Annotated in this window: 12 protein-coding genes and 1 tRNA gene; 8 read left to right on the top strand and 5 right to left on the bottom strand. The window is 39.7% G+C overall.

Annotated elements, in window-relative coordinates:
- Nucleotides 1-7 precede the first annotated feature (7 nt).
- The 4 genes from BMX95_RS11525 (at nucleotide 8) to BMX95_RS11510 (ending at nucleotide 2433) form a co-directional block, all read left to right on the top strand.
- Nucleotides 8-565, top strand: a complete 558-nt coding sequence (locus BMX95_RS11525; RefSeq protein WP_081200547.1) for a hypothetical protein — start codon at nucleotides 8-10, stop codon at nucleotides 563-565.
- Nucleotides 566-778: 213 nt separating this feature from the next.
- A complete protein-coding gene (locus BMX95_RS11520) occupies nucleotides 779-1366 on the top strand; it encodes a hypothetical protein (RefSeq protein ID WP_081200546.1) in 588 nt (195 codons plus the stop codon).
- Nucleotides 1367-1508: 142 nt separating this feature from the next.
- Nucleotides 1509-1856, top strand: a complete 348-nt coding sequence (locus BMX95_RS11515; protein WP_081200545.1) for a hypothetical protein — start codon at nucleotides 1509-1511, stop codon at nucleotides 1854-1856.
- Nucleotides 1857-1896: 40 nt separating this feature from the next.
- Nucleotides 1897-2433: a hypothetical protein gene (locus tag BMX95_RS11510; protein ID WP_081200544.1), complete on the top strand. Its 537-nt coding sequence runs from the start codon at nucleotides 1897-1899 to the stop codon at nucleotides 2431-2433.
- Between the two features lie 49 nt (nucleotides 2434-2482).
- On the opposite strand, the gene BMX95_RS11505 is transcribed toward BMX95_RS11510, so the two are convergent.
- On the bottom strand, nucleotides 2483-4009 hold the full coding sequence (locus tag BMX95_RS11505) for an ArnT family glycosyltransferase (RefSeq protein ID WP_081200543.1): 1527 nt from the start codon (nucleotides 4007-4009) through the stop codon (nucleotides 2483-2485).
- A gap of 134 nt (nucleotides 4010-4143) precedes the next feature.
- On the opposite strand from BMX95_RS11505, the gene BMX95_RS11500 reads away from it, so the two are divergent.
- The 3 genes from BMX95_RS11500 to BMX95_RS11490 all read left to right on the top strand — a co-directional run bounded on the left by BMX95_RS11500 (nucleotide 4144) and on the right by BMX95_RS11490 (nucleotide 9956).
- Nucleotides 4144-5694 carry an alpha/beta hydrolase-fold protein gene (locus tag BMX95_RS11500; protein ID WP_165758921.1) on the top strand — a complete coding sequence of 517 codons (1551 nt, stop codon included), beginning with the start codon at nucleotides 4144-4146 and terminating at the stop codon, nucleotides 5692-5694.
- 214 nt (nucleotides 5695-5908) lie between these two features.
- Entirely contained in the window at nucleotides 5909-8701 is a 2793-nt protein-coding gene (locus BMX95_RS11495; protein WP_081200642.1) for a bifunctional aconitate hydratase 2/2-methylisocitrate dehydratase, read from the top strand.
- Nucleotides 8702-8819: 118 nt separating this feature from the next.
- Nucleotides 8820-9956 (top strand): tetratricopeptide repeat protein, encoded by a 1137-nt coding sequence (locus tag BMX95_RS11490; RefSeq protein ID WP_081200541.1) that lies wholly within the window; start codon nucleotides 8820-8822, stop codon nucleotides 9954-9956.
- Nucleotides 9957-9992: 36 nt separating this feature from the next.
- Here BMX95_RS11490 and BMX95_RS11485 read toward each other — a convergent pair.
- From BMX95_RS11485 to BMX95_RS11470, 4 genes are all read right to left on the bottom strand, one after another.
- Nucleotides 9993-10066 (bottom strand) — tRNA-Val (locus BMX95_RS11485).
- Nucleotides 10060-10320, bottom strand: a complete 261-nt coding sequence (locus tag BMX95_RS35830; protein WP_081200641.1) for a GIY-YIG nuclease family protein — start codon at nucleotides 10318-10320, stop codon at nucleotides 10060-10062. The genes BMX95_RS11485 and BMX95_RS35830 overlap by 7 nt, the downstream gene beginning before the upstream one ends.
- Nucleotides 10321-10588: 268 nt before the next feature.
- Nucleotides 10589-10840 (bottom strand): hypothetical protein, encoded by a 252-nt coding sequence (locus tag BMX95_RS11475; RefSeq protein WP_081200540.1) that lies wholly within the window; start codon nucleotides 10838-10840, stop codon nucleotides 10589-10591.
- Nucleotides 10841-10922: 82 nt separating this feature from the next.
- On the bottom strand, nucleotides 10923-11672 hold the full coding sequence (locus BMX95_RS11470; protein ID WP_133053912.1) for a hypothetical protein: 750 nt from the start codon (nucleotides 11670-11672) through the stop codon (nucleotides 10923-10925).
- A gap of 13 nt (nucleotides 11673-11685) precedes the next feature.
- On the opposite strand from BMX95_RS11470, the gene BMX95_RS35300 reads away from it, so the two are divergent.
- On the top strand, nucleotides 11686-11902 hold a 217-nt coding region (locus BMX95_RS35300), incomplete at its 3' end, for a hypothetical protein (RefSeq protein ID WP_218149827.1).

Below are 11902 nucleotides of genomic sequence, written 5' to 3'. Positions count from 1 at the left end.
AGATAACATGAAAGAACTTCTAATAGTATTATTCGGGACTTTTTTTTCCATTCAATCATATTGCCAACAAAAATATAAGGGATTGGTTGAATTAGCCATGGCCCCAGGAAAGATAGTTTTCAGGAATCCGTTAAAAACATTGTATCTATTTAAAGATGACATGTGGAGTTATAGTTCAAATATACAAGAGTTAAAAGAGATAGTAGATACAGGAGTAATATTAGAGATTATTGCTAACAGTGCTCACATGGATACTTCGGATTGGTCCGAGGCCGAAATTGAAAATGTAATTTTAATTGAAAAGGAAAACGACAAGATATCAAAGCGGACGGTAAAAAACGTATTAAAAAAAGTTCCGCCATCTCGAACACCTAATTTGAAACACTTCAACAGTCTTCCTTTTGAAAAAAGAAATATTGTGGCCTATAGTAGACCGGTCTTTGATAAAAGCGGCAATTACGCTGTAATAGCTTATAGATCGAGGGGGCAGTGGGGAGCTATGATATTCCACTTTGTAAACAATCAGTGGCATGAACTCGGTGTTTTGGTCAGATGGGTTGTTTGATTTAGGTGCTGTCTAAAAAGGTACAGAGGATCTTCTTTTTTTTATTTTAAATGCCCTTACACAAAACCAAAGCCCACGTCTTCATGAAAAAGGTCACCAATTTAGGGCGGAACCATGGAGGCCCTGAGGAAGTAATGAATGATCAGGAGGAAGGCAAAGCGGTAAAGATCCTGGTACGAATAGTAGAATTAAAATAGTCCCAAATTAATAATAATGACACATTTAAATTCAAAAATAAATTTCTTTGTTTCCTTCATTTTTTTGTGGGTTCACGTTAACTCATACTGCCAATCTGAAAGAGATCTACTTACTATTGCAATTCCGGAGAAATTTCTTTTTATTAAGCCATTAAATTCTATTTCGTTAGATAGATGGGATATTATTCAACAAACTAGTGGATATTTAAATGAATTAAAAGAGCATGTGGATACATCTGTCTTTTTTTCTATTATCGAGAACATTAGCAAATTGCACAATGCTACATGGAAGCAACAGCAGTTTGATAGTACCATAATTGTCAGATCCAAAAATGGACAACTGAATGTCGATAGTGTGCTGACTGGGAAACGGAGCTACACGAAAAGGGATATTAAGTATTTCAAACGTTTAGTTAAAAAATACCACCACACTCCGCCACCGAAAAGGTTAATTATTTCATATTCCAGGCCTGTATTTGATAGCTCCTGCAAGTATGCCATTATGCAATACCATGTTGCTAAATCCGGCTTCGGTGTTCAAATTTTTCACTATACGAGTGAAGGTTGGAAGAATTTAGGACTTGTAGTTCATGGAGCTTATTAATTGTGTTGGTTGGGGCGTCCGTTCCGAATGCCTTAGGGATGCTGAAATTACGGCCTTTGGACGGGAGTTAAAAATCCTGGTTATCAATAGCGTTTTACCAAATGGAACAAAGACCGAACCGGAACCCTTTAATTTTTAGACTATGAAACTACATATTTTTCGATTTGTGTCTGTTAGTACCGCAGAGGGCGATTTCGGTAGTGAACAAGCGTTGGGTTTAATCTATAGTATTCTTCTCCAAGAATATAAATGTGATTATTATCCCCACATTTTAGTAAATCATATTGGCGAGGATTTGGAAGAACAAATTATAAAAATTGGAAGAGATGTTACTATTAATATTCGATATTTAACTGAGAACTTTATAAATAGGAGTTCCGCAGAAAAAAATGAAATCAGGCTTGATATTACAAATGAAGAAGCCTATAACGATTGGCTGCATTCTTTACCTCCCGGAGCTGCAGCTATACCTTCATATAAGCCCAATTGAGATTTTAAGTATCAAGTAGTTATTTTTTAATAAAAAGCCGATGAAAAAAGTACTTTCTGTTATTACACTATTACTGGCGTCGATTTGGGGCTATGCCCAGGAAGCTTCTAATTGGTCCGCTCTTTTTGCTGCTCAAAAGCACTATGTTGCTACCGTCATGGCTCCTGATCGCCGGGCAGCCTATATGGCCCAAATCCACATGGCCCATATCGCTCATGCAAAAGTATTGGCGGAGATTAAAAAAACATATCCCGCCGTAAACTTTAACGGGAACTGGAATATGCTTGAAGAATTTTTACCTGGAGGTGATTTAACTGGTGTAATCTGGCCTGATGGTCCAAGCGAACCCTATTACGAGTTTCAATATGCCACCGATCAGAAACTTACCGTTCACCAACGCACGCTGGCTCAGCTATCCGATACAACGGAGACGATTGTATCCACCTTTCAAAACTGGGATAACGTAACGTTTGCACGCCAAGGCTCGGCGCTGGGAGCACCTCGTGGCCGGCCCTTCTTCATGGCCAGCCGGATCTCTGGGGATATTCGTCAGATCATTTGCTTTTATTATCCATAGTTCTATTGCATTTTATACCCGCCGACTTTCGTTTCCAAAAGAACACCTATTAGCTGCCTTTCAGAACTCCTGAAGGATTATATTTCATACATGCATATACACAAAATACCCTGATCACTTCTCCTTTCTTCCTTACGATGATTGGTTGCAGAGGAGTAATATGGTCAAAGTATTTGTTCAAAACGGAGGGATGCTCCCCGCAGTTTGATAAGTCAGGATGAGAATCAATAAAAAGCGCATTTTTTCCTTTTAACGCCTGAATATTTGTATTTACATAATCAAACTGTAATGCATGTTCGCCAATTATATTTTTGCTGTAAACCATTTCATCGAAATAAAAATTTAATACGGCTGATGTCTTATAGTCGTCAGCTGAAAAGACAAAATAGCCGGGATACTGTTTCTTAATGCTGTTTACGTTTGCGGCCAGCTCATTCCAGCCAACCCAGGTATCGTCTGATTTGACTTTAACCGGGTAGAAGATGATTTCAACAGCCATTACAAGATGAATAGCAAAGGAGCAATAAAGCTGGTACATCACCCATTTTTGTTTTAAATAGATGACGACCAATATTATTCCACTGATATAAGCAGGCATCAGCCAGTTGATTTTTACCCAATAAAAAAAAGAAACAAACAAAAAAGATAAAAAAACAGGGGCGAAGAAGGATAATAGAAATAGCTGTTCTGCAGGAATGGCGCTTATCTTTAATCGGTACTTTTTAAAAAGCAACCAGAATATTGCCATTAGAGAAAAGAATAATATTGGAATAAGTAAAAATGCCTGATGGCCAATAACACCTAAAAAATCTGTTATACTAAAATAACTACTACGGGGTTCCGACATTCTGCTAACCGACTGGAATTTAAATGAAGCAAACCCATGATCGTAATTCCAAATAACAACAGGCATTGCGGTTATAATAAAAAGCAGCAGGCAGGCATAAAGCCAATAAGACTTAAGTAATTTTCTGTAATCCGGACTTAAAACAAGAAACATAATTAACCCAGCCGGTAGAAAGACAGCGGTGTACTTACTGTTAAATGCCAGTCCCATTAAAACACCCGCTATTAACCACAATTTCTTATAATTTCTGAAAATAGCTAAAAATAAGGCGATAAGTGAAAGCGTCCAGAAAAGCAATAATGGAACATCGGGTGTTGCTATCAGGGATAATACCGATATCATTACCGTTGAAAACAAAAATATAACAGCCAGCAGAACGCGTTTAATATCGAGAAAACAAGTTGCCAGGGTCGCAAAAGCAGCTTGCGTTATTAAGGTAACGATAGTTGAAGCAAGCTTTACAACAAAGACTTTTTTCCCAAACAAGGAAGTAAAAAGCCATAACATCCATGCCACTCCCGAAGGGTGGTCATAGTAGGAGAGATCCAAATGTTCACTATAAAAACTATAATAGGCGTCCTGAGGCATAAGCCCCATAAAACCAATTAAGGCCAATCTTATAATAAAAAGAAACAAGAGTATTGAAAAAATAACCAGTTCCTTCTTACTTATGTTTTTAGTGATCAATGAGTCGTAGTATTCGTCTAAAATCAAAAAAGGTGGACTCATAAAATAAACTTTCAAACTTGAAGAAATTCTGAATTATATATATGCTTAGGAAATTTCATACGCAAAGTCTTTCAACTTTTTAGAAAAAAGTGGGATATTGAAAGGGAATGAATTATCAAAAAGCTGATTTGCCAATGAAAAACTTAAGGGTTCTTATGCTGGCTTTCTCCCTGCATTTTCTTGTAAACATACAGGCTAAGGCTCAAGACCAGGTAACACAAGTTGATTCGCTTTACTCCCAAATTTTACAGGAGCAGCGGCTGTTACACATAGTCTTTCCTAAAAATTACAACCCCGCCTCCACTGATAAATATGAAATATTGTACTGTCTGGATGATATAACCGGGTTTATTACATTGGAGTGGGGTATGCTACAATGGGAAGGATTTATACCCAAAAATATGATCCTGGTGGGCATTACCAATCCTAAACCAAACGGGGTGAATATGCGCGACAGGGATTTTACACCCACAAAAACCCGGGAAAATACCGGAGGTGCGACGAGCTTTCTTTCGTTTATTAAAAAAGAATTAATTCCATACATTAATAAGAAATATAATGGTTCAAACGATGGAAATGTACTGTATGGCGGTTCGCTGGGTGGACTGTTTGTGATACACGCTTTTTTAAATGATCCCGACCTTTTTACCTCGTACATAGCGATTGACCCCAGTTTATGGTGGAACGATTTTTTGCTAACCCAAACAGCTGCTGGCAAATTGGACAGCAATAAAGTGCTTCGCAACACTCTTTATATTGCCGGAAGAGAAGGGAACGCTTATCAGGAGATGGGAGTAGCTGCAATGGATAGTGTGCTTCGCAGAAAAGCACCCAAAGGGCTCGACTGGACATGCGTTGCCTATCGTAATGAGACACACTATTCTGCAAACTTCAAAGGATTCTGGGACGGACTAAAATTTTCCTACGGCGGCTTTTATGCCTCAACAGGGGGGTACGCTACTTCCAGAAAGATTACCATCAAACCCAAAGGAGGTATCGTACTGAAAAATGTTCCCTTCAGCCTGACCTGTTTCAACCTGATGGCCAACAGGTACCTGCATTTTACTACCAACGGCACAGAACCCACTTTATCTTCACCTACCCTTGACGGAGATGAAACGCGGATTTCGCTTGTTCGGGACTCAAAAATTATAGTGAAATCTATAGGGGTAAGATCAGCCTATGATAAGCAGGACAGTGCCAGTTTTGTTGTTGGCGACACCCTAAAGGCGATTGCCGAACCCAAAAAGGTAAAACAGGGGGGGCTGTATTATACCTGCTACCAGGGCACCTGGGATTCCTTTCCTGATCTTAAAAAAAGCAAGCCGGTAAAGCAGGGGATTGCGGATAAAGATTTTGATGTAAACAAGTTGGCCACCGATAAGAATTTTGTTTGTATCCTGACCGGCTACATTAAGATAGAACAGGCAGGATATTATATTTTGGAAATGGGTGGTGGAAATGATCACTCAAGAGTTTACGTAAATAACCAAAAAGTATTAGGCAACCATTTTATTCGTGAAGAAGGCGAGATGTATTTGCTTCCTTTACAGGTGGGATTTTATCCATTTCGAATTGAATACTTTCATAAAAGGGGAGAAGCCGGGCTGGTACCCATTTACCTGAAGGCGGAAGGAAAAGAGGATTTAGCTATTCCTGTAGAGATGTTGTATAGTGATAAATGAACAATGTCAATTTAAGGGACTGCTTATGCGCATTTAAAACGTAAGTTGTTGGTGGATAAATACTTGTAACAAAAATAGAAATTAAAGGTGGGAACCTGGTCGCCTTTTTCAGGATTAGACAACAAGCAAACTGTTGTCTCAAAAAAATATAAGAAAAAAAGAAGCTGTAATCTCGGCATCATCGGTTAATTTGCTTCCCGAAAAAGAAAATCATATGAGTCGTTATAATGAGTACCTTAAGGAAATTGAAGAAAGAAAAAGTCAGGATCTTCATCCGAAGCCGATCGATAGCGGCGAATTACTAAGTGAAATCATCGCGCAAATTAGAGATCTCAAAAATGTACACAGAAAAGATTCTCTCAATACGTTTATTTACAATGTGTTGCCCGGAACTACGAGTGCTGCAGGCGTAAAAGCTAAGTTTTTAAAGGAAATCATTCTTGGCACAGCCACAGTTGAAGAAATTACCCCTGCTTTTGCTTTTGAGCTGTTATCACACATGAAGGGTGGTACTTCAATTGAGGTGTTGCTCGATCTGGCGCTGGGAAATGACGCTTCTATTGCGAAAGAAGCAGCAAAAGTTCTTAAAACACAGGTATTCCTCTATGATGCTGATACAGACCGCCTGAAAGAGGCATTCAAAAACGAAAATAAAATAGCTAAAGATATACTTGAAAGTTACGCGCAGGCTGAGTTTTTCACAAAACTGCCCGATGTGCCTGAAGAAATTAAAATAGTGACTTTTATTGCCGGCGAAGGTGATATTTCTACTGATTTGCTTTCTCCGGGCAACCAGGCGCACTCACGTTCAGACCGTGAATTGCATGGTAAATGTATGATTACCCCTCAGGCCCAGGCCGAGATCAGGGCGCTACAGGCACAACATCCCGACAAAAGCGTGATGCTGATTTCTGAGAAAGGCACCATGGGTGTGGGTTCATCAAGAATGTCTGGCGTTAATAACGTGGCGCTTTGGACGGGCAAACAGGCAAGTCCCTATGTTCCATTTGTAAATATAGCCCCTATTGTTGGCGGTACTAACGGAATTTCTCCCATTTTCCTTACTACAGTTGATGTTACCGGCGGAATTGGTATTGACCTCAAAAACTGGGTGAAAAAGACAGACGCCAATGGGAAGATCGTTCGCAATGAAAATAACGAACCTGTTCTTGAGCAGGTTTATTCCGTTGCTACCGGCACCGTGCTTACGATCAACACAAAGAAGAAGAAACTTTATAATGGCGATAAAGAACTGATCGATATTTCCAAGGCGCTTACGCCGCAGAAAATGGAGTTCATCAAAGCTGGCGGATCATATGCTATCGTATTCGGTAAAAAGATCCAGACCATTTCGGCTAAACTGCTCGGCATTGATATTCCCGCGGTATTTGCTCCTTCAAAAGAAATTTCTCACGAAGGGCAGGGCCTTACAGCTGTTGAGAAGATATTTAACAGAAATGCTGTTGGTACCACCCCAGGTAAAATATTACACGCTGGTTCAGATGTTCGCGTAGAAGTGAACATCGTAGGTTCTCAGGATACCACCGGTCTGATGACTGCTCAGGAACTGGAATCTATGGCAGCCACTGTTATTTCACCAATTGTTGATGGTGCTTACCAATCAGGTTGTCATACCGCTTCGGTTTGGGATAAGAAAGCGCAGGCAAATATTCCAAAACTCATGAAGTTCATGAATGAGTTTGGACTTATTACTGCCCGTGACCCCAAAGGCGAATATCATTCCATGACCGATGTAATTCACAAAGTACTCAACGATATTACGGTTGATGAGTGGGCTATCATCATTGGTGGTGACTCACACACAAGGATGTCGAAAGGTGTTGCGTTTGGCGCTGACTCGGGTACCGTTGCGCTGGCACTGGCAACCGGTGAAGCATCTATGCCTATTCCGGAGTCAGTGAAAGTAACCTTCCAAGGAGAAATGAAGGATCACATGGATTTCCGGGATGTAGTACACGCTACGCAGGCGCAAATGCTGCAGAAATTTGGTGGTGAGAACGTTTTCCAGGGCCGTATCATTGAAGTGCACATCGGAACACTTCCTGCTGATCAGGCATTTACCTTTACAGACTGGACGGCAGAGATGAAAGCAAAAGCTTCTATCTGTATTTCTGAAGACGACACCCTGATCCAATCACTGGAAATTGCGAAAGGCAGGATCCAGATCATGATTGACAAGGGCATGGATAACAGCCGGCAGGTTCTTCAGGGTTTGATCAATAGAGCAGATAAAAGGATCGCAGAGATTAAATCAGGTGAAAAACCTGCGTTAACACCAGATGCAAATGCTAAATATTATGCTGAAGTGGTAATTGACCTGGATGTGATCGCTGAACCAATGATCGCTGACCCTGACGTTAATAACGCAGACGTTTCTAAAAGATATACCCACGATACCATTCGCGCACTCTCTTACTATGGTGGCGAGAAAAAAGTGGACCTTGGTTTCGTTGGCTCCTGCATGGTACACAAGGGTGATCTGAAGATCGTTTCCCAAATGCTCAAAAACCTGGAAAAACAACAAGGTAAAGTTGAGTTCCGTGCTCCGCTTGTGGTAGCAGCTCCAACTTACAATATCATTGATGAACTTCAGGCCGAAGGCGACTGGGAAATACTGCAGAAGTATTCTGGTTTTGAATTCAATGACAATGCTCCCAAAGGCGCAGCACGTACTGAATACGAAAATATGATGTACCTCGAGCGTCCGGGTTGTAACCTTTGTATGGGTAACCAGGAAAAAGCAGCTAAAGGCGATACGGTTATGGCAACCTCTACCCGCCTTTTCCAGGGAAGAGTAGTTGAAGATTCTGAGCGCAAAAAAGGAGAATCTCTTCTTGCCTCTACACCAGTGGTCGTGCTTTCTGCAATCCTTGGAAGAATTCCAAATATGAACGAATACAAAGCTGCAGTAACAGGTATCGATCTGACCAAGTTCGCACCGCCGCTGAAGAACTTAACTACAAGCAAAGACAGTCTTACTTATTAGTATTATAATCCGTAAAACGGATTTATTATATTTATGCTGCGGGAGAAAACTCCTGCAGCATTTTTTGTTTGGACCCGGCACGATCGCTAAAAATATGTGCAACCCTTAAAAAACAACTATGAAAATAACCCTGCCCTTCATGCTGATGACCCTGATCTATTCATTCTCATACGGACAGACAGCAACAGACCTCTACAACAGCAGAAACTATAAAGAACTTATTAAACTTGAAAAGAAAGCAGACAAATTAACACCTGACGAATTATATAAGGTGGGCTACGCTTTTTTTCAGCTCGGGAACGACAATAAAGCAATTGAGTGTTACGATAAAGCATTGGCAAGAGGACTTGACAGCGGTTTCGTTCATTTTTATAAAGGACTCTCCCTCTGTTATCTAAAGAAATATGATGAAGCGTTAAAAGAAGTGGAGATCTCATTAACAAAGAACCCTTCCAGCCAGGAATTTATGAACCAAAAGGCCCTGATCTATAAATATCAGGGGCAGGAAGATAAAGCGTTGGCATGTTTCGAAGAAGCTACAAAACTGCCCAATACCTACGGTGAACCGTTTTACTGGGTGGCATATATTTACCATGGAAAACAGAATTTCGATAAAGCACTGGAATTATATTACAAAGCACTGGACAGTGTACCCCAACAAAACAGTTATTACGTGGAGGCACTTAAAAGCATTGGCCAACTTGAATACTCGCATACAAAAAACTATCTGAAATCTGCAAACGCATACGTACAGGCCGTAAATTTTGAAAAGGACAACTATGAGCTTTATTACAAACTAATGAAGTCGTACAACGCGGCAAAAGAGTATGCAAAAGCAGACAGCCTGTTTGGCGTTTTGAAAACTGCCTTTGAAAATGGAAAGCTGCCTAAACAGGACATGGAAATAAAAACGCTTGCCATTGCTCAATTTGATTGGAAAGGACAAACTGCGGTAATAAGAAGGTCACTTATCGACACTAAAAAAACTTTAGATATTTCATACAAAGTATTCCTTCTAAGCAAAGCTGGTGACAAGGTCGAAAGGCGATTTATAGTTGAAAAAGCAATTCAAATTGAAAAAGATGGCGCAGCATATCTACTATGCGAAGAGGACAAAAAAACAGGCGGGCACATCACCTATCCTTATGGTTGGTCAACAGACGCTATTCCTCTTGACGACCTGGAAAAAGTAGTAAAACTTGTGCTGGATGGTAAAATGAACGCAGCTGCATCATCAAATTTTGGCGGCAAATAACATCGGCTCACTAATCATTGAACCTTTAACCTTCTGTGGGAGTTGACGGGCTCGAACCGCCGACCCTCCCGACCGTAGGTCGGGATGCTCTGAATTAACTGAGCTAAATTTCTTTATTTCCAGCAATTAACTGTTCTATCATTTTACGGCTTTTCCATGCCTTTATTTGTCGCTCAGCCTGGTATGCGGCTGTTTTTGTTGGATACATTTTAGTATAGACGATCGTCCAATCATCGACTTTGCCAGTAAATCCTTTGTGATTGGAATTGTGCTTTCGTAGTCGTTGCGACAAATCATCACCTGTGTGACCTATATAGTAACGATCTAACGATGGAGAGCGTAATATGTAAACGTAGAAAGGCATAAAAAAAGGCTCACTAATCAGTGAACCTTTAACCTTCTGTGGGAGTTGACGGGCTCGAACCGCCGACCCTCTGCTTGTAAGGCAGATGCCACAAAGGATCATTTTATCACCTAGCTGCTTAACAGTGTCTTATAACTTAACAAGAACTTATATATCACTTGGTAAATCGCTCATTGTGACCGAATTTGTGACCGGGATGCCTTTGGCTTTCCACCAGTTACATCCGCGCAGGTATTAAAAAATGATATAACCGCTACTGTTAATGCCATTATTTCTTGTCCCAAACATACCAACGTGGGTAACAATAGCCTACAATAATATCTGTAACTTCTGCAATTACATCACGGTCCTTTTCATTTGCTTCGCTATCCAATTTTTTCCAGATTTCTTCAAAAATCAGGAAAGCATCCTGCGCAGACATCCCTTCTTCTTTCATCTTGAATAGAATAGTTCGAAAATCTATATATGATTTACCATCTTTTAAATATGAATAAATTGATTCATGCCAATTCCCTGTCATTGGTTTAATTTATTGCTTGCCCCAGTGTTACAGATTGTGACTTTTCTAACCGCCTTCTTAACATAACCAAAGATATTGGATCTTAATGCCTGCTTTTACATCCCTGCCACCAAACAAATTTCAAGTCTTCATCAATGGCATAGGCATATGTTGTTTTATCACCATTTTCTATGTTGTTAATCCGGATTAGATAACAATTCTTTCCATCCTCTATCCATTGCTTTTCAAGTTGGATTTCGTCTTTCAGATAATTCACTTTCCGCGGCAGTTTCACTTTTTTCTTACCTGGCTTAAACATGTTCTTCGCAAAAATCAGTTTTGCTATATATGCATGCTTGCCATTGTAGACTAATTCGATACTGTCCTTTTTTTCTTTATAAGTTGCATCGTCAATCAGGCCTTGTACGTGCTTAACTGTTAAGTCAAAATATTCTGATGGCTTAGATATTGTGTCTTCTAATTCAAATAGAGAATCGCTTTTAAAAATGAACTTAGTCTCTATATAAGTATCAACCAGAATCCTTCCATCCGATAAAATAGATTTTGCAAAAATGCTTTTTCCATACTCAGGATTAGTCATTACCCCCTTGAATTGTTCAAGACTATGGGCCCATTCAAGCCCTGGTGTCCAAATCTTTATCGTATCTGAAAAATCTCCTCTTACAAAAAGCATCGAATCGCAGTTATAATAAACCGAATAGCCCTTTGGTGGTCGTAGAACATTTAGAGAAATATTATTTGATATAAAATAATCAGATGTGAATTTATAATCTGTTTGTGAAAAAACAGTTCCAGCATAGAAAAAGGATAATATTACCGGACAAATTTTCATACATGAAATTTATTTGTTCCTAACAACGATCAATCAATCGCTTGCCAAAATCCACCAGGCTTTTTCCTCCTTTAGATTTATCCGCCGACAAAATAGAAAATTATTTTCAACTACAACAGTTAATGAAACATCGGATCAGATTGAAAAGTTGGGGGAATTAGGAGAAAGTCGTTGTTTTGCAGCCAATAAAACGGACGAGAAACATTGGAAAAGGATCAGGAAAAAGAATT

The organism is Niastella yeongjuensis (assembly GCF_900110245.1).
Taxonomy (GTDB): domain Bacteria; phylum Bacteroidota; class Bacteroidia; order Chitinophagales; family Chitinophagaceae; genus Niastella; species Niastella yeongjuensis.
This window is presented reverse-complemented; position numbering and strand designations above follow the sequence as displayed.